Here is an 18,216-nt window from a genome sequence, read left to right on the forward strand (position 1 = left end):
GAGCCTAGATAAATCATTGATCGAGGTCACGGCCGGGTTACGAATTGTTTCTATGCTCAAGGCCTTCGGCACCCTTGCCCCACCCCGACCGGAGCCACCATGGCAACCCCTTCACTGGCCAGCCTGCCGCAACTGGCCCAACGCGATGCCCGCCCGCAACTTGCCCACAAGCCCGGGCGAGCCACCCTGGTGTTGTTCTTCGGCCTGCTGCTGGCCGGTATCGCCTACACCGCCTGGAGCCTGAAGCAGGATGTGACGGCCAGCGGCACGGTAATCACCACGGTCACGCCATTCCTGCTGCTGGGCCTGGCATTGCTGATTGCACTGGGCTTCGAGTTCGTCAATGGCTTCCATGACACCGCCAACGCAGTGGCCACCGTCATCTACACCCACTCGTTGCCTGCCCCCGTCGCCGTGGTCTGGTCCGGGCTGTGCAACTTCCTCGGCGTGCTGCTTTCCAGTGGCGCGGTGGCGTTCGGCATCATCGCCCTGCTGCCGGTGGAGCTGATTCTGCAGGTCGGCTCCTCGGCCGGTTTCGCCATGGTCTTCGCCCTGCTGCTGGCAGCGATCATCTGGAACCTCGGCACCTGGTGGCTGGGCCTGCCGGCCTCATCCTCGCACACCCTGATCGGTTCGATCATCGGCGTGGGCGTGGCCAATGCCCTGATGCACGGGCGCGACGGCACCAGTGGCGTGGACTGGGCCCAGGCCAGCAAGGTCGGTTATGCCCTGCTGTTCTCGCCACTGATCGGCTTTGCCTGTGCCGCCCTGTTGCTGCTGGCCCTGCGCGCGCTGGTCAAGCGCAAGGCGCTGTACCAGGCGCCGGAAGGCCAGACACCACCACCGTTGTGGATTCGCGGTGTACTGATCCTGACCTGCACCGGGGTGTCCTTTGCCCACGGCTCTAACGACGGCCAGAAAGGCATGGGCCTGATCATGCTGATTCTGGTTGGCACCCTGCCGATGGCTTACGCATTGAACAAGACCATGCCCAATGAACAGGCCCTGCAATTTTCCGCGGTCGCCGAGGTTACCCGCCAGGCACTGGTGCGCGGCGCCCCGCAAGCAGCACCGGCCGACCCACGCCAGGTGCTGACCACGTTCATTGCCGAGCCCAGGGCCAACCCGCAACTGATACCGGCGCTGGCGGCACTGACCGGCATGATCGGCGAAGAGGTCAAAGGTTATGGCTCGCTCAAGCGGGTACCGGCCGAAGCCATGGCCAACGTACGCAACGACATGTACCTGACCAGCGAAGCCATCCGCCTGATCGAGAAGAACCAGCTGGTGGTATTCGATGCAGGTACACGCAGCCAGGTGCTGCTGTTCAAGACCCAGCTGGATGATGCCACCCGCTACATCCCGCTGTGGGTGAAAGTGGCCGTGGCCATCGCACTGGGGCTGGGCACCATGGTCGGCTGGCGGCGCATCGTGGTGACGGTAGGCGAGAAGATCGGCAAGACCCACCTCAGCTATGCCCAGGGGGCTTCGGCCGAAGTGGTGGCAATGTGCACCATTGGTGCGGCGGACATGTTCGGGTTGCCGGTGTCGACTACCCATGTGCTGAGTTCCGGGGTGGCCGGGACCATGGTGGCCAACGGGTCGGGGATTCAGAAGCGCACGCTGGTCAACCTGCTGATGGCCTGGGTGCTGACCTTGCCGGCAGCGATGCTGTTGGCCGGCAGCCTGTACTGGCTTCTGCACCACATCTTCTGAGGCTGGAAACAGTTTCGCCTTCACTGGCCCTATCGCCGGCAAGCCAGCTCCCAAAGGAACACCACAGAGCTCAAGCCCTGTGCATTATCTGTAGGAGCCGGCTTGCCGGCGATAGGGCCCTTACAGCCAACCTCACCCTGGAATTTTCAGCCCGCGTTGCACGGCCGGCCGCTCGAGGAACGCCGCCAGCACTCGCTGCACTTCCTTGAACTGATCGAAGCCAACCAGGTCTCGGGCGTTGTAACGCTCAACCAGGTTACGCACCCACGGGAAGATCGCGATATCGGCAATGCTGTACTCGTCGACCATCCATTCCCGGCCCTTCAGATGCCGCTCCAGAACACCAAGCAGGCGCTTGGACTCATTGACATAACGGTCCCGCGGGCGCTTGTCCTCGTATTCCTTGCCAGCAAAGAAATGGAAGAATCCGACCTGGCCGAACATCGGCCCGATGCCACCCATCTGGAACATCAGCCACTGCAAGGTCTGGTAACGCTGGGCCGGGTCCTGGCTGAGCAACTGGCCGCTCTTCTCTGCCAGGTACTGCAGGATCGCCCCCGACTCGAACAGCGGCAGCGGCTGGCCGCCCGGGCCATTGGGGTCGAGGATGGCGGGGATCTTGTTGTTGGCGCTGAGCGAGATGAACTCGGGGCTCAGCTGGTCATCGTTGTCGAAGCTGACCTTGTGCGGCTCATAGGCCAGGCCGATCTCTTCGAGCATGATCGACACCTTGACGCCGTTGGGCGTCGGCAGCGAATACAGCTGCAGGCGCTCGGGGTGTCTGGCGGGCCACTTGCGGGTAATGGGGAAAGCACTGAGATCGGTCATGATCAACCTGGCCTGGGGAATGAACCTCTCACTCTAGAGACATCCCCGGCCGCTGACCATCACCGACCACTCATCAGCACCGGCGGCTCAGGCCTGGCCGTGGGCCTTGAGCTTGAGCTTTTCGGTATCGACGCGAACGAACACCGAGTCGGCAGTCACTGTCAGCACATCGTCGGCCCAGACTTCGCAGAGCACCCGGGTCTTGCGCCCCACCTCACCTTCCACACGCGCCTTGAGCAACAATTCGACGCCCATGGGTGTGGGCTTGAGGTAGTTCAGGCCAAGGCTGCCAGTGACACAGTCGATGCGCGGCAAGCTGCCCGCTTCGCGACCTTCGTTGCGGTAGTGGTAAGCCATTGCCGTCCAGTTGGAGTGGCAGTCGACCAGCATCGCCAGCAGCCCGCCGTAGACCAGGCCGGGCCAGCCGATGAAGGTGCTGTCGGGCGCGTGCCGGCACACGAGGTGGATGCCGTCGTCGTCCCAGCGGCTTTGCAGGTGCAGGCCGCTGGGGTGGGAGCAACCGCAGCCGTAGCAAGTGCCGTCGGGTGCGGCGAGGGCCTGGAGGGAAAGGGGGTGGTCGTTCATACGCTTCCTGTGCTTATTGATATGGGGGGCGCGCAACGCCCCCACATTAAAGCAGAAACATCAGGCCGTCTGGGCAACCACCCTGGCGCGCCGCTGGGTCAGCGAAACCAGCAGGATGAACGCGGTCACCCCGGCGGTCATCAGCGTCTCGTAGCGGTAGGCATCGCTGAACAGCATGTAGCCCAGCACCATGACGATGGTGCCGATCACCAGCCAGGTCAGCCATGGGAACAGCCACATCTTCAGCTCCAGCGGCCGCCCTTCGCGCTCGGCACGGGCCCGCATGCGCAGCTGCGAAACGGCAATCACCAGGTACACCAGCAAGGCGATGGCGCCGGTGGTGGACAGCAGGAATCCGAATACCTTGCCCGGGAACACATAGTTGACGAAGCACCCGGCAAAGCCGGCCAGGGTTGAGAAGATGACCGCCACGGTCGGTACGCCCGAGCCGGAGATACGCTTGGTAACGCTCAGCGCCTGGCCACGGGCGCCCAGCGAATAGAGCATGCGCGACGCAGTGTACAGGCCCGAGTTCATGCAACTGGTCACGGCAACCAGCACCACGATATCCACCAGCAGCTTGGCGCCCGGCACGTTCAGCACTTCCAGCACGCGCTGGAACGAACCTACCGCTTTGAGACCCGGGTCGTTCCACGCCACAAGCGACACCACAAGGAAGATCGACGCCAGGTAGAAGATGGCGATGCGGTACACAACAAGGTTGGTAGCGCGGCGGATCTTGTCTTTCGGGTTGGCGGTTTCGTCAGCGGCGATGGTGACGATTTCGGCGCCGAAGAACGAGAAGATGGTGATCAGTACGCCGCCGAGCACGGTGCCGAAACCGTTGGGCATGAAGCCGCCGTTGTCCCACAACCGGCTGACCCCGGACACCTCGGCCAGCGGCCAGACGCCGAACACCGCCAGGCTGCTGACCACGATGAAGGCGATGATCGCCACCACCTTGACCAGCGCGAACCAGTACTCGAAGGCACCGAAGTTCTTCACGCTGATCAGGTTGGTACCCGACAGCACCAGCATGATCAGGAAGGCGAACAGCCACGACGGCACGCCAGGGAAGTAGGCATGCAGGATGTCGGCGCCGGCAATGGCCTCGACCGGAATGATCAGTACCCAGAACCACCAGTACAGCCAGCCGATGGTAAAGCCCGCCCAAGGGCCGATGGCCTCGGAGGCATAGGTGGAAAACGAGCCGCTGTTGGGGTTGGCGATGGCCATTTCACCCAGCATGCGCATCACCAGCAAGACCAGCAGGCCAGTCATGGCGTAGGAGATGAGGATGGCCGGGCCGGCGGTGGCGATGGCGTTGGAAGAACCGATGAACAGGCCGGCGCCGATGATGCCGGCGATGGAGATCATGGATACCTGACGGGACGTCAGGCCGTGCTGCAGGGAGCGCTGTTTGTTGTTTGGCGAAGCCATGAAGAACCCTCGAATGGGTCGGCCGCAGCGGGGCGGCTGAAGACTGGAGCAGAATTCTTATAAATTTCTGATGTTCGTTTTTGTTGTTTTGCAGATGCCGGAAGCGGGTACTGACCTCCTCTTCGCACGACCGGTTGTAATCGTTGATCCAGGTCAGTATTAATCTATAGGCCGAGGTCAACAAACGACCTTTTCGAAACACATGATTCCGTTATGGAATGAACTCCTTCCTTTTTTGCTCGGTATTTGCCCGTCATGTCCAAACGCCTGATGCCTTCGACCACCGCCCTTCAGTGCTTCGAAGCGGCCGCCCGCCACCTCAGCTTCACCCGCGCGGCCCAGGAACTGCACCTCACCCAGAGCGCCGTCAGCAAGCAGGTGGCGCAGCTCGAGGACATGCTGTCGCACTCGCTGTTCCAGCGCATTCGCCGGCGCCTGCACCTGACCCCGGCTGGCGCGCTGTACCTCACCGAAGTGAACAAGATCCTCACCCAGATCGACATTTCCAGCCGCTACATCCTCAGCTACGGCGACGAGACCGAAGTGCTGCGCATCGCCACCCAGCCCACCTTCGGCGCGCGCTGGCTGGTACCTCGGCTGAAGGGTTTTGGCGACCGCTACCCGCGCATTCACCTGGATATCCGCAATGAGCTGGAGCCGTTCGACCTGGTCCAGGCCAAGGCCGACATTGCGTTTTTCTTCGGCCAGGGCACCTGGCCCGGGGCAACCTGCATCGAGCTGTTCAGCGAGGAAGTGGTGCCGGTGTGCAGCCCGCAGCTGCTGGCCAACCACCGGTTCAACAGCGCCCAGGCGCTGACCGAACACCGCCTGTTGCAGTGCGTGTCGCGCCCGGAGGCCTGGCACGAATGGTTCCTGGGGCTGGGGCTGCATAGCCAGAACAGCTACCACGGGCCCCGCTTCGACACGTTCTACCTGTGCATCCGCGCGGCCATTGCCGGCTGCGGCATCGCCCTGATTCCGCGCTACCTGGTGGCCGAAGAGTTGAGCGAGGGCAAGCTGGTGGTGGCCTGGGACCACCCGGTGGCGAGCAATGGCCGGCACTTCATCGCCCATGCCGAGCATGCGGCCGAAGTGCCCAAGGTCAGGGCCTTCGTGCAGTGGATTCGGGAGCGGGTGGCCGAGGGGGACTGATATCACATGGGCGGGCCTCTTCGCGGGTAAACCCGCTCCCACAGGGATCGCACACATTTCAAGCGTGGCGCCGTACCTGTGGGAGCGGGTTTACCCGCGAAGAGGCCAGTGCTAGTAATACAAAATCAGCCAAGATCAAGAATCCAGGGAATGACCGCAATCGAATAATTCGTTTGCGGAATAACCTGCCAACACGCTTGGATAATAAGAAATTCGAACAAAGGTCCGCGTGCCCATGAACCAGGAAAGTATCAGCCAATCCATTGCCATCGTTCACCCGATCACACTTTCCCATGGCCGTAATGCCGAAGTCTGGGACACCGACGGCAAACGCTACATCGACTTCGTCGGCGGTATCGGTGTACTCAACCTGGGCCACTGCAACCCGGCCGTGGTCGAAGCGATCCAGGCCCAGGCCGCTCGCCTGACCCACTACGCCTTCAACGCAGCCCCCCACGGCCCATACCTGGCGCTGATGGAACAACTGAGCCAATTCGTACCGGTCAGCTACCCATTGGCCGGCATGCTCACCAACAGCGGCGCGGAAGCTGCGGAAAACGCCCTGAAAGTGGCCCGTGGTGCCACCGGCAAACGCGCCATCATCGCCTTCGACGGCGGCTTCCACGGTCGCACCCTGGCCACCCTGAACCTCAACGGCAAGGTCGCCCCATACAAGCAGCGGGTCGGTGAACTGCCGGGGCCGGTGTACCACCTGCCCTACCCCAGCGCCGACACCGGGGTTACCTGCGAACAGGCCCTCAAGGCCATGGACCGCCTGTTCAGCGTCGAGCTGGCAGTGGAGGACGTGGCGGCGTTCATCTTCGAGCCGGTGCAGGGCGAAGGCGGCTTCCTCGCCCTTGACCCAGCCTTCGCCCAGGCCCTGCGCCGCTTCTGCGACGAGCACGGCATCCTGATCATCATCGACGAGATCCAGTCGGGCTTCGGCCGCACCGGCCAGCGCTTCGCCTTCCCGCGTCTGGGCATCGAGCCCGACCTGCTGCTGTTGGCCAAGAGCATTGCCGGCGGCATGCCGCTGGGTGCGGTGGTCGGGCGCAAGGAGTTGATGGCAGCGCTGCCCAAGGGCGGCCTGGGTGGCACCTACTCAGGCAACCCGATCGCCTGCGCAGCGGCCCTGGCCAGTCTGGCGCAGATGACCGACGAGAACGTCGCTACCTGGGGTGAGCGCCAGGAGCAGGCAATCGTGCGCCGCTTCGAGCGTTGGAAGGCCTCGGGACTGAGCCCGTTCATCGGCCGCCTCACCGGCGTCGGCGCGATGCGCGGGATCGAGTTCGTCAATGCCGACGGCAGCCCGGCACCGGCGCAACTGGCCAAGGTGATGGAAGCGGCGCGGGCCAAGGGCCTGTTGCTGATGCCCAGCGGCAAGGCGCGGCAGATCATCCGCCTGCTGGCACCGCTGACCATCGAGGCCGAAGTGCTCGAGGAGGGCCTGGATATCCTCGAGCAGTGCCTGGCGGAGCTGGGCTCCTGAGAGGAACGGGGGCTTAAAGACCCAGTTCCTGCGGGGTGAGCATGTCGGACTCGAAGGCAATCCAGCCGCCTTCGAGTTCGGCGTGCCCGTTGACGATCGGGCCGTAGTAGGTCAGGCCGTTCTCCAGGGTCACGCAGATGTGCGTGGCGTTCTTTTCGGGGGCTGCGAGCGTACCGACGAAATGCACCTTCTTCAGCGTTTCGGTCACCGCTTCCAGACCAACGCGCATATTGGGGTTTTCCGAGGCCTCGGCGTCGCCGCCACGGTCTTCGGCGCTGACGGTGATGGTGGCGATGTACGGGTACTTGGTGCTCAAGCGGGTTACCTCTGTGGGTGTATAGGCGTATGGGCGCGTAGAGTACGGCAGGTGATCTCTATTGTCTCTACTGGCCTCTTCGCGGGTAAACCCGCTCCTACAGTGACCGCACATTGCCCAAGGCCTGCGCAGTATCCGCGAAGAGGCCGGGCCTGCGAAAGGTGATCTGAGAGGCCCGATCTGTTAGGGTGCCCGCCGATGCACGCCACACCACACGAGGATCCCGAGTGAGCGCCGAAGAACCCCTGATCGCCGACCTGTTCGAAGTCGACAAACGCCTGTCCCTCAAGCCCGTGATGGACTTCAACAGCTACCTGCGCAACGCCTTCGGCGAAGGCCCGTGCCGTTGCCATCGCTGCACCGAAGGGGGCGACCAAGGCACCTACAGCCACGCCCACACCTTCACCTTCGACGGCCGCCAATGGCACCGCCGCTTTGCCAGCACCTCCGGCAGCGACGTCGCCCAAGCCCTGAAAAAGGCCTGGCTGTCGTACACCAAGGCCGATCTCAACCTGGTCGGCGCACTGGACCTGGCCACCCTCAAGACCTTCACCGAAGCGGCCCTGCACACGCGCCTGCTGGCCCTGCTGCCTGCCAGCGGCCTGGCCCGCGAAGTGGATGGCCAGTGGCTGCTGCAAGCCCTGGCCGACTGACGGCCCGGCGGTAAAGCAGGATTCTCCCGTTCTGCTACCGTGGGAGAATCCGCTCATCCGCAGGTAGTCCGCCATGGCCCGTACAACGCCCATCGAGCTGTATCGCAATATCGGTATCGTCGCCCACGTGGACGCCGGCAAGACCACGACCACCGAGCGGATCCTGTTCTACACCGGGGTCAACCACAAGATGGGCGAAGTGCACGATGGTGCCGCGACCATGGACTGGATGGCCCAGGAGCAGGAGCGCGGCATCACCATCACCTCGGCGGCGACCACTGCCTTCTGGCAGGGCTCGACCAAGCAGTTCGCCCACAAGTATCGCTTCAACATCATTGACACCCCGGGCCACGTCGACTTCACCATCGAGGTGGAGCGCTCGCTGCGCGTGCTCGATGGCGCGGTAGTGGTGTTCAGCGGCGCGGACGGGGTCGAACCGCAGTCCGAGACCGTATGGCGCCAGGCCAACAAGTACCACGTGCCCCGCCTGGCCTACATCAACAAGATGGACCGCCAGGGCGCCGACTTCCTGCGCGTGGTCAAGCAGATCGACCAGCGCCTGGGCCACCACCCGGTGCCGATCCAGCTGGCCATCGGCAGTGAAGAGAACTTCATCGGCCAGATCGACCTGGTGAAGATGAAGGCCATCTACTGGAACGATGCCGACCAGGGCACCAGCTACCGCGAAGAAGACATCCCTGCCGAGCTGCAGGCACTGGCCGACGAGTGGCGCGCGCACATGGTCGAGGCAGCGGCCGAGGCCAATGACGAGCTCACCATGAAGTTTCTCGAAGGTCAGGAACTGAGCGTCGACGAAATCAAGGCCGCACTGCGCCAACGCACCATCGCCAACGAAATCGTGCCGACCATCCTCGGCTCGTCGTTCAAGAACAAGGGCGTGCCACTGATGCTCGATGCGGTCATCGACTACCTGCCCGCCCCGTCGGAGATTCCGGCCATCAAGGGCACCGACCCGGATGACGAAGAAAAGCACCTGGAGCGACACGCCGACGACAGCGAGCCGTTCTCGGCCCTGGCATTCAAGATCGCCACCGACCCGTTCGTCGGCACCCTGACCTTCGCCCGGGTGTACTCCGGCGTGCTCAGCTCCGGCAACGCGGTGCTCAACTCGGTAAAGGGCAAGAAGGAACGCATCGGCCGCATGGTGCAGATGCATGCCAACCAGCGCGCCGAAATCAAGGATGTGTGCGCCGGCGACATCGCCGCGCTGATCGGCATGAAGGACGTGACCACCGGCGACACCCTGTGCGACATGGACAAGCCGATCATCCTCGAACGCATGGACTTCCCCGACCCGGTAATTTCCGTGGCGGTGGAGCCGAAGACCAAGGCCGACCAGGAAAAAATGGGCATCGCCCTGGGCAAGCTGGCCCAGGAAGACCCGTCATTCCGCGTGCGCACCGACGAGGAGACCGGCCAGACCATTATCTCGGGCATGGGCGAGTTGCACCTGGACATCATCGTCGACCGCATGCGCCGCGAGTTCAACGTCGAGGCCAACATTGGCAAGCCACAGGTGGCCTACCGAGAGAAAATCCGCAACACCTGCGAGATCGAGGGCCGCTTCGTCCGCCAGTCCGGCGGCCGGGGCCAGTACGGCCACTGCTGGATCCGCTTCGCCCCCGGCGACGAGGGCAAGGAAGGCCTGGAGTTCATCAACGAGATCGTTGGCGGCGTGGTCCCACGCGAATACATCCCGGCTATCCAGAAAGGCATCGAGGAGCAGATGAAGAACGGCGTGCTGGCCGGCTACCCGCTGATCAACCTGAAGGCGGCGGTGTTCGACGGCTCGTACCACGATGTCGACTCGAACGAAATGGCCTACAAGATCGCCGCCTCGATGGCCACCAAGCAGCTGTCGCAGAAAGGTGGGGCGGTGTTGCTGGAGCCGGTGATGAAGGTGGAAGTGGTGACCCCGGAGGAGTACCAGGGTGACATCCTCGGCGACCTGAGCCGGCGCCGCGGGATGATCCAGGACGGTGACGAAACGCCGGCCGGCAAGGTGATCCGTGCCGAGGTGCCGCTGGGCGAGATGTTCGGCTACGCCACCTCGATGCGCTCCATGACCCAGGGCCGGGCCAGCTTCTCGATGGAGTTCACCCGTTATGCCGAGGCACCGGCGAGCATTGCCGATGCCATCGTCAAGAAGAACCGCGGGGAGTGATTCGTTCGCCTGTGCTGGCCTCTTCGCGGCTAAAGCCGCTCCTACAGGGGATATGCGTTCCCTGTGGGAGCGGCTTTAGCCGCGAAGAGGCCAGCACAGGCAACAACCCTTCTCAGTGCTGCTCCCCAGCCCGCTTCAGCAGCTTCTTGCAGCGCTCGGACAAATGCACCACCCGCAACTGCTTGCCCGCCCTCGCATACCGCTCCCGCAAGGTCTTCAACGCCGCAATCGCCGAATAATCGACAAAGCTCAAATGCTGGCAATCCAGGGTCACCTTGTCCGGGTCGTTAGCCGGGTCGAACTGGTTCAGGAACACCGTAGTCGAGGCAAAGAACAGCGTGCCATGCACCTGGTAATGCTTGCCCTCCTCTGCATCCTCATGGCTGTCGGCATACAGCTCCCGCGCATGCTGCCAGGCAAAGTTCACCGCCGCGATGACGATGCCGAACAGCACCGCCACGGCCAGATCGGTGAACACGGTGACCACGGTCACCGCGATGATCGCCAGCACATCGCTCAGCGGCACCTTGTGCAGCACCCGCAAAGACGCCCAGGCAAAGGTCTGCTGCGCCACCACGAACATCACCCCGACCAGCGCCGCCAGCGGAATACGCTCGATCAACGGCGACAGGAACAACACGAACAGCAAGACCATAACCCCGGCCACCACCCCCGATAGCCGACCACGGCCATTGGAGCTGAGGTTGATCATGGTCTGGCCGATCATCGCGCAACCACCCATGCCACCGCACAGGCCGGAAACCATGTTGGCCGCGCCCAGCGCCACGCACTCGCGGTCCGGGTAGCCACGGCTCTCGGTGATTTCATCGGTCAGGTTGAGCGTAAGCAGGGTCTCAAGCAGGCCGACCATGGCCATCAGCACCGCATAGGGGGCGATGATCTTGAGGGTCTCGAGGTTCCACGGCACGTCCGGCAGGGCCAGCTGCGGCAGGCCACCGGCGATGCGCGCCATATCGCCCAGGGTGCGTGTGGGCAGGCCAAGCAGGTACACCAGCAAACCAACGCCAAGGATCGCCACCAGCGCTGGCGGCACCGTACGGGTCAACTTCGGCAGCACGTAGACCACCGCCATGGTCAGCGCCACCAGTCCAATCATCAGGTACAGCGGCGTACCGCTGAGCCAGTGCCCGCCCTCCTTGAAGTGTTCCAGTTGGGCCAAGGCGATAACGATGGCCAGGCCGTTGACGAAGCCGAGCATCACCGGGTAAGGCACCAACCGCACCAGCTTGCCCAGGCGCAGCAAGCCGAACAGGATCATCACTACGCCGCCCAGCAAAACCGTGGCCAGCAGGTACTGCGCACCGTGCTGCACCACCAGCGCAACGATCACCACCGCCATCGAGCCGGCGGCACCGGAAATCATCCCCGGTCGACCACCGAAAAGCGCCGTCAGGGTGCAGATGATGAAGGCGCCATACAGGCCCATCAGCGGGTTCAGGTGAGCCACCAGGGCAAAGGCGATGCACTCGGGCACCAAGGCGAACGAGGTGGTCAGGCCGGCGAGCACGTCGGCGCGAAGTCGGGCGGGTTTCATGGGCATCCTGTGAGGCAATCCGGGCGGACGGTACAAAAACAAGGGGCGCGATGTTACGGAATTTGTCTGACAGCGGCCACCGCTCAAGGGGTTCTGTAACGTGAAACCAGCAGAAGCTGGGCAAATTTGCCATCATGAACATTCCCCCTGCGGAGATCATGGACATGCCGCTACGCCCCCTATTCGCCGCCTTGCTGCTGGCCGCCAGCCTCACCGCCCAGGCCGCCACCGAGGTATTGCCGCTACAACACCGCAGCAGCGCCGAACTGCTGCCCGCCGCCCAGGCATTCATCGGCAAGGACGGCACGGTCAGCGCCTTCGAGAACAAGCTGATCGTCAACGCCAGCCCCGAACGCATCGACGACCTGCGCACCCTGCTGCAACAACTGGATACCGCACCCAAGCGCCTGCTGATCAGCGTCGACAACAACGACAGCAACTTCCAGGACAACCGTGGCAACGCGCGCGTCATCCACTATGGCACCAGCAACCGTGACGGCGGCATGCAGCAGATTCAGGCCAGCGAAGGCCAGCCGGCGCTGATCCAGATTGGCCAGAGCATCCCGATCACCAGCACCAGCACCGACGGCTACGGGCGCATCCAGAGCAATACCGAATACCGCAACGTGACCCAGGGTTTCTACGTCACCCCCAGCTTGAGTGGCGATACGGTTCGTCTGCAAATAAGCACGAATAATGACCGTATCAGCCAGGAACGTGCTGATGTAGTGAAAGTGCAAAGCACCGACACGACAATTACCGGAAAGCTCGGAGAATGGATCACCCTGGCCGGCTACAACCAGCAGAGCCAAGCCGACCGTAGCGCCTCAAGCCACAGTTACAGCACCCAACGGGGTGAAAACATGACTTTGCGCGTCAAAGTCGACCTTCTCGACTAATCCCAGGCAATTCAAGGCCTCGACCAAAGGCCTTGAAACTGACTGCCAAGTCGCATTAGACCAAAGATGTAGTAAGTGAAAAAAACCACTACAAAACATTTGACAGGGTCTTTTTCCCAAGGGCATGATGGCCTCGCTCCCGCTAATCAGGGGCCCTGGCAAGGGCCTTCGAGGCGCGTTCCTCCCACCCCTGGAGGCGTCTCGTGTCTATACGGCCCACAAGGCGGTTCGACGGGATTGCGACTGCAACGAAGAAGTTGTCCCGAGGGACGGAAGCGCATCACCGCAGTACTGGCAATCGCGTAGCACCGCAGCAAGGCAACCACGAGCCGACCTGCCGGAGCACCCTTTCGCCTGGCCTGCACACCCTTCCCCTTCGAGCCTTCGCGTTCGCCGCCGCACTCCTGCGAACAGGACAGCCGCCAGCTCCTGATCTGCTCCGAGCATCAGCACAATTACCCCAAGATCGATGCGACGAGGTTTATTTCCATGGCACTGACACGCGAACAGCAAATTGCAGCCCTCGAGAAAGACTGGGCCGAGAACCCGCGCTGGAAAGGCGTGACCCGTACCTACACCGCCGCTGATGTCGTTCGCCTGCGTGGCTCCCTGCAGCCGGAGCACACCCTGGCCCGCCTGGGTGCAGAAAAACTGTGGAAGCTGGTCACCGAAGGTGCCCACCCGTCCTTCCGCCCAGAAAAAGATTTCGTCAACTGCATGGGCGCCCTGACCGGCGGCCAGGCAGTGCAGCAGGTCAAGGCCGGCATCCAGGCCATCTACCTGTCCGGCTGGCAGGTTGCCGCCGACAACAACTCGGCCGAGTCCATGTACCCTGACCAGTCGCTGTACCCGGTCGACTCGGTACCGACCGTGGTCAAGCGCATCAACAACGCCTTCCGCCGCGCCGACCAGATCCAGTGGAAAGCCGGCAAGAACCCGGGCGACGATGGCTACATCGACTACTTCGCACCGATCGTGGCCGACGCCGAAGCCGGTTTCGGTGGCGTACTGAACGCCTACGAGCTGATGAAGAACATGATCGAAGCAGGCGCCGCAGGTGTGCACTTCGAAGACCAGCTGGCCTCGGTGAAAAAATGCGGCCACATGGGTGGCAAGGTACTGGTACCGACCCAGGAAGCCGTGCAAAAGCTGGTGGCCGCGCGCCTGGCAGCTGACGTATCGGGCGTGCCGACCATCATCCTGGCCCGTACCGACGCCAACGCCGCCGACCTGCTGACCAGCGACTGCGACCCGTACGACCAGCCGTTCGTGATTGGCGAGCGCACCCGTGAAGGCTTCTACAAGGTACGCGCCGGCCTCGACCAGGCCATCGCCCGCGGCCTGGCCTACGCGCCGTACGCCGACCTGATCTGGTGCGAAACCGCCAAGCCGGACCTGGACGAAGCCCGCCGCTTCGCCGAAGCGATCAAGAAGGAGTATCCGGACCAGATCCTGTCGTACAACTGCTCGCCTTCCTTCAACTGGAAGAAGAACCTGGACGACGCGACCATCGCCAAGTTCCAGCGCGAGCTGTCGGCAATGGGCTACAAGCACCAGTTCATCACCCTGGCCGGCATCCACAACATGTGGCACGGCATGTTCAACCTGGCGCACGACTACGCCCGCAACGACATGACCGCCTACGTGAAGCTGCAGGAGCAGGAATTCGCTGACGCCAACAAAGGCTACACCTTCGTGGCGCACCAGCAAGAAGTGGGCACTGGCTACTTCGACGACATGACCACCGTAATTCAGGGTGGCGCATCGTCGGTGACTGCACTGACCGGTTCGACCGAGGAAGAGCAGTTCCACTGATAGTGGGTTGCTGTTGAAGAAAGGCCCGAGGCTTGTTAATGCCCCGGGCCTTTCTTTTTGGTCTGTACCACACCCTTCAAGGACAACAGGTTAGCGCCGAACATGTGGGAGCGGCCTTGCGTCGCGAAAGGGCCGCAAAGCGGCCCCGGCAATCTTGCGATGATGCACAAATCCCGGGGGCGCTTCGCACCCCAATCGCGACGCAAGGCCGCTCCCACAGGAGAAATCGCGCCTGTCGGTAGCACCTCAGTGCTTCATGCCCAGCTCGGCATCATCCATCAGCGCCTTGGCCATCGCGCTCAGATAGTGGGCGGCCCAGATCATCATCGGCTTCTCATCCATCAGGCCGGTGATGGTCAGTTCGCGCACATAGCCCATCAGCTCCGAGGACTGCTCGCGGGCATCCCGACAAGGAATGCCGGGCTCGATGCGGAACAATGGGTGGGTGCCGTGTTCGCCTTGGTAGAAGGTGGTCTTGCCGACAGTGAATTGGGTGTCTTCTGTGGTCATTTTTGAATCCCCTGAAAATTCTCGACTGCCTGGACGGGCCCTTTCGCGGGTAAACCCGCTCCCACAGGGACTGTGCAAGCCCTGAAGACTGTGGTGATCCTGTGGGAGCGGGTTCACCCGCAAAGAGGCCCGCCCAGACAACACATCACTCAAGCCTCAGTGCAAAGTCCGAGGCTCAGCAGGCATCTGCACCTGAATCAATGCCGACTCAAGCAAAGCCCGCAGCGCCTCAAGCTCATGCATCGAGGTCATCATCAGGATCGACGCCGGTGATTTGGGCTGCAGCAGCAAGGCCTGATGCACCACGGTCGCCGCGCACAGTGCGTAGTCGGTGGCCTGGATCAGGGTGTCTTCGAGGGAATGGGGGTTGTGGGGTGGATCGGGGACAACTTTCAGCATAGCTATTTACCTTCTATGGCCGGGCACCCGCCTGCTGTCAAACAGAAGGGTGGCAGCTGTACGTGGGTTGACAGACCGGCGGAAATAGCTAAGTTCCGGCGCACGCAAGCGTGCCCGCACGCACAGCCACCATAAGGGCGAGCCGCACACTATTTACCGTCACAGCCTGTCAAAGCTGTATCGTTGATGAGCAACGACATGCCGAGACTAGAGCGCTGCCTGAGCAGCGGCAACGGAAAATGCGCGGCAGGAGTATGTTTGGGAAATGGCCTACATGGAAGGGGACAAATCTGTTTTATGCCGCACTTCGGCAGCGCCTGCACCGGCCTATTCGCGGGTAAACCCACTCCTACATGGACCACCTATCGTTGTAGGAGCGGGTTTACCCGCGAAAGGGCCGGTACAGAAGGAAGCAAAACCCTGGATCAGGTCTATGCTTGAGGCAGCACAGCCGCAAGGACTGCCCATGCTTCGTCCAAGCCACCTGATGATTCTCGCCCTGACCGCCGCCGCCCTCTATATATATGCACTGGCCAGCGACAGCACCCTGCTCGCCCTCCTGGCCAAACCGATCCCGGTACTGACCCTGATCGCCTGGCTGCGCAGCACCCCTGCCACACCTTATCGCCGCTGGATCACCCTCGGCCTGGCCTTCTCGGTACTCGGCGACATCCTGCTGGCCATACCCGCCGACCTGTTCGTGTTCGGCCTGGCTGCCTTCCTCTGCGCCCACCTGGCCTACCTGCGCGCCTATTGCAGCCAGACCCTGCGCCCAGCCCTGCCCGCACTGCTGCTGAGCGGCATCACCGGCATCATTCTGCTCGGCGTGCTGGCCAGCCACGGCCTCGGCCCGCTGCTGATCCCGGTTGTGCTCTATGCCCTGGCCATCAGCGCCATGCTCTGGCGCGCCCTGGCCTGTGGCGGGCTCGCCGCGCTCGGCGCCTGCCTGTTCGTGCTCTCCGACAGCCTGATCGGTATCGACCGCTTCGTCAGCCCGTTCGCCGCCGCGCCGTACCTGATCATCCTCACCTACTGGCTCGGCCAGTGGGCGATCGCTTCATCAGCCAGTCATCGCACAATCGGTAAAGTATTGACCCAGGGCGGGGCAAGCGGCGTCAGAAGCTGCTAGAACAGGCGTTTTTCGCATTTGCAAGTAGGGGGAATCGCCAGATGAACTTTACAAGACACAGAACAACGGAAATATCAGACATCAGACCAAATGATATTAATTATCATTTCGAAACTTGCAATTCGTTACCATTCGCAGGAAACATAATTAACAAAACCGCACGCAATGCCCGAATCTCAAGGCTTTCAGCCAGTTACAAGCGGCTTTTGTACTTAATCCTACGAATAAATTTGCTACAGAAATTTTACTTGCACGGGGTTTACCCATAAAATCAGCGCGATTGATTCAGCTGCGACATTTGGTCACTGCATGTGCGACACCAGGTCGCCGCTCTACACTTATTTCAGACTGCAGAGCTGGGTCTCTGTATAAGGATCTCTAGCATGTCCGATTCGGCAGGACTCATCGCCCACAACTGGGGCTTTGCCATCTTCCTCCTGGGTGTCGTCGGCCTGTGCGCCTTCATGCTCGGCCTGTCCAGCCTGCTCGGTAGCAAGGCCTGGGGCCGCGCCAAGAACGAACCCTTCGAATCCGGCATGCTGCCCGTCGGCAGCGCCCGCCTGCGCCTGTCCGCCAAATTCTATCTGGTCGCGATGCTGTTCGTGATCTTCGATATCGAAGCCCTCTTTCTCTTTGCATGGTCTGTGTCCGTCCGCGAAAGCGGCTGGACCGGATTCGTCGAAGCACTCGTTTTCATAGCAATTCTGTTGGCTGGTCTTGTCTACCTATGGCGCGTCGGGGCACTTGATTGGGCTCCCGAAGGTCGCCGCAAGCGGCAAGCGAAGCTGAAACAATGAGGCTTTGGCATGCAATACAATCTCACCAGAATCGATCCGGATGCGCCCAACGAGCAGTACCCGGTCGGTGAACGGGAAACCGTCACCGATCAACTGCTGGAGGACCAGGTCCACAAGAACATCTTCATGGGCAAGCTTGAAGATGTGCTGCGTGGCGCGGTCAACTGGGGTCGCAAGAACTCCCTCTGGCCGTACAACTTCGGCCTGTCCTGCTGCTACGTGGAAATGACCACGGCCTTCACGGCACCCCACGACATCGCCCGCTTCGGCGCCGAAGTCATCCGGGCATCGCCGCGTCAGGCCGACTTCATGGTCATCGCCGGTACCTGCTTCGTCAAAATGGCGCCGATCATCCAGCGCCTGTACGAGCAGATGCTCGAGCCGAAATGGGTAATCTCCATGGGTTCGTGCGCCAACTCCGGCGGCATGTACGACATCTACTCGGTCGTTCAGGGGGTCGACAAGTTCCTCCCCGTGGACGTCTATGTGCCCGGCTGCCCGCCACGCCCTGAGGCTTTCCTGCAAGGCTTGATGCTGCTGCAGGAGTCGATCGGCCAAGAACGACGCCCGCTTTCCTGGGTTGTTGGTGATCAAGGTATTTACCGTGCCGAGATGCCAGCCCAGAAAGACCTGCGTCGTGAGCAGCGCATTGCAGTAACCAACCTGCGCAGCCCCGACGAAGTCTGATCCAGCGACCTGCCGCCCGCTCCCCTGGAGCCGGCGGCCTGGCTTCATTCTTAACGTTGAC

At 62.2% G+C, this 18,216-nt stretch carries 17 protein-coding genes; 10 read left to right on the top strand and 7 right to left on the bottom strand.

Translation table 11 applies throughout. From position 1 onward, the window contains the following. Nucleotides 1-99: 99 nt before the first annotated feature. Entirely contained in the window at nt 100-1,716 is a 1,617-nt protein-coding gene (locus NY023_RS18405) for an inorganic phosphate transporter (RefSeq protein WP_013973370.1), read from the top strand. A 132-nt stretch (nt 1,717-1,848) separates the two neighbouring features. Here the strand turns inward: NY023_RS18405 and NY023_RS18410 are convergent, their stop codons facing one another. The 3 genes from NY023_RS18410 to NY023_RS18420 all read right to left on the bottom strand — a co-directional run bounded on the left by NY023_RS18410 (nt 1,849) and on the right by NY023_RS18420 (nt 4,569). Then, nucleotides 1,849-2,544 carry a glutathione S-transferase N-terminal domain-containing protein gene (locus NY023_RS18410; RefSeq protein WP_024087405.1) on the bottom strand — a complete coding sequence of 232 codons (696 nt, stop codon included), beginning with the start codon at nt 2,542-2,544 and terminating at the stop codon, nt 1,849-1,851. Nucleotides 2,545-2,631: 87 nt separating this feature from the next. Further along, nucleotides 2,632-3,129 carry a PaaI family thioesterase gene (locus tag NY023_RS18415; protein ID WP_013973372.1) on the bottom strand — a complete coding sequence of 166 codons (498 nt, stop codon included), beginning with the start codon at nt 3,127-3,129 and terminating at the stop codon, nt 2,632-2,634. 60 nt (nt 3,130-3,189) lie between these two features. After that, the gene (locus NY023_RS18420; protein WP_013973373.1) at nt 3,190-4,569 is read right to left on the bottom strand and encodes an amino acid permease; all 1,380 of its coding nucleotides are present in this window, start codon (nt 4,567-4,569) and stop codon (nt 3,190-3,192) included. A 255-nt stretch (nt 4,570-4,824) separates the two neighbouring features. Between NY023_RS18420 and gcvA the strand changes: the two genes are divergently transcribed. Then, on the top strand, nt 4,825-5,721 hold the full coding sequence (gene gcvA / locus NY023_RS18425) for a transcriptional regulator GcvA (protein ID WP_013973374.1): 897 nt from the start codon (nt 4,825-4,827) through the stop codon (nt 5,719-5,721). Nucleotides 5,722-5,956: 235 nt separating this feature from the next. Beyond that, entirely contained in the window at nt 5,957-7,210 is a 1,254-nt protein-coding gene (locus tag NY023_RS18430; RefSeq protein ID WP_013973375.1) for an aspartate aminotransferase family protein, read from the top strand. Nucleotides 7,211-7,223: 13 nt separating this feature from the next. Here the strand turns inward: NY023_RS18430 and NY023_RS18435 are convergent, their stop codons facing one another. Beyond that, nucleotides 7,224-7,526: a hypothetical protein gene (locus tag NY023_RS18435; protein WP_013973376.1), complete on the bottom strand. Its 303-nt coding sequence runs from the start codon at nt 7,524-7,526 to the stop codon at nt 7,224-7,226. A 227-nt stretch (nt 7,527-7,753) separates the two neighbouring features. Between NY023_RS18435 and NY023_RS18440 the strand changes: the two genes are divergently transcribed. Further along, nucleotides 7,754-8,179 (top strand): hypothetical protein, encoded by a 426-nt coding sequence (locus NY023_RS18440; RefSeq protein WP_013973377.1) that lies wholly within the window; start codon nt 7,754-7,756, stop codon nt 8,177-8,179. Between the two features lie 73 nt (nt 8,180-8,252). Continuing rightward, complete coding sequence (gene fusA / locus NY023_RS18445) at nt 8,253-10,364, top strand: elongation factor G (RefSeq protein WP_013973378.1); 2,112 nt, start codon at nt 8,253-8,255, stop codon at nt 10,362-10,364. 112 nt (nt 10,365-10,476) lie between these two features. On the opposite strand, the gene NY023_RS18450 is transcribed toward fusA, so the two are convergent. Then, entirely contained in the window at nt 10,477-11,919 is a 1,443-nt protein-coding gene (locus NY023_RS18450; RefSeq protein ID WP_023660663.1) for a SulP family inorganic anion transporter, read from the bottom strand. Nucleotides 11,920-12,083: 164 nt separating this feature from the next. Between NY023_RS18450 and NY023_RS18455 the strand changes: the two genes are divergently transcribed. Beyond that, nucleotides 12,084-12,818, top strand: a complete 735-nt coding sequence (locus NY023_RS18455) for a secretin N-terminal domain-containing protein (RefSeq protein ID WP_024087406.1) — start codon at nt 12,084-12,086, stop codon at nt 12,816-12,818. Nucleotides 12,819-13,307: 489 nt separating this feature from the next. Continuing rightward, nucleotides 13,308-14,633, top strand: coding sequence for an isocitrate lyase (gene aceA / locus NY023_RS18460; protein ID WP_013973380.1), 1,326 nt, complete (start codon nt 13,308-13,310; stop codon nt 14,631-14,633). 246 nt (nt 14,634-14,879) lie between these two features. Here the strand turns inward: aceA and NY023_RS18465 are convergent, their stop codons facing one another. Then, nucleotides 14,880-15,143: a DUF3077 domain-containing protein gene (locus NY023_RS18465; RefSeq protein ID WP_013973381.1), complete on the bottom strand. Its 264-nt coding sequence runs from the start codon at nt 15,141-15,143 to the stop codon at nt 14,880-14,882. Between the two features lie 156 nt (nt 15,144-15,299). Next, complete coding sequence (locus NY023_RS18470; RefSeq protein ID WP_013973382.1) at nt 15,300-15,542, bottom strand: hypothetical protein; 243 nt, start codon at nt 15,540-15,542, stop codon at nt 15,300-15,302. 466 nt (nt 15,543-16,008) lie between these two features. Here NY023_RS18470 and NY023_RS18475 point away from each other — a divergent pair, with 466 nt between their 5' ends. The 3 genes from NY023_RS18475 to NY023_RS18485 all read left to right on the top strand — a co-directional run bounded on the left by NY023_RS18475 (nt 16,009) and on the right by NY023_RS18485 (nt 18,155). Continuing rightward, on the top strand, nt 16,009-16,671 hold the full coding sequence (locus NY023_RS18475) for a lysoplasmalogenase (protein ID WP_024087407.1): 663 nt from the start codon (nt 16,009-16,011) through the stop codon (nt 16,669-16,671). A gap of 383 nt (nt 16,672-17,054) precedes the next feature. After that, on the top strand, nt 17,055-17,468 hold the full coding sequence (locus tag NY023_RS18480; RefSeq protein WP_003251427.1) for an NADH-quinone oxidoreductase subunit A: 414 nt from the start codon (nt 17,055-17,057) through the stop codon (nt 17,466-17,468). A 9-nt stretch (nt 17,469-17,477) separates the two neighbouring features. Beyond that, nucleotides 17,478-18,155, top strand: coding sequence for a NuoB/complex I 20 kDa subunit family protein (locus NY023_RS18485; protein WP_003251429.1), 678 nt, complete (start codon nt 17,478-17,480; stop codon nt 18,153-18,155). Nucleotides 18,156-18,216 lie beyond the last annotated feature (61 nt).

The organism is Pseudomonas sp. NBB (assembly GCF_032701105.1).
Lineage (GTDB): Bacteria > Pseudomonadota > Gammaproteobacteria > Pseudomonadales > Pseudomonadaceae > Aquipseudomonas > Aquipseudomonas asiatica.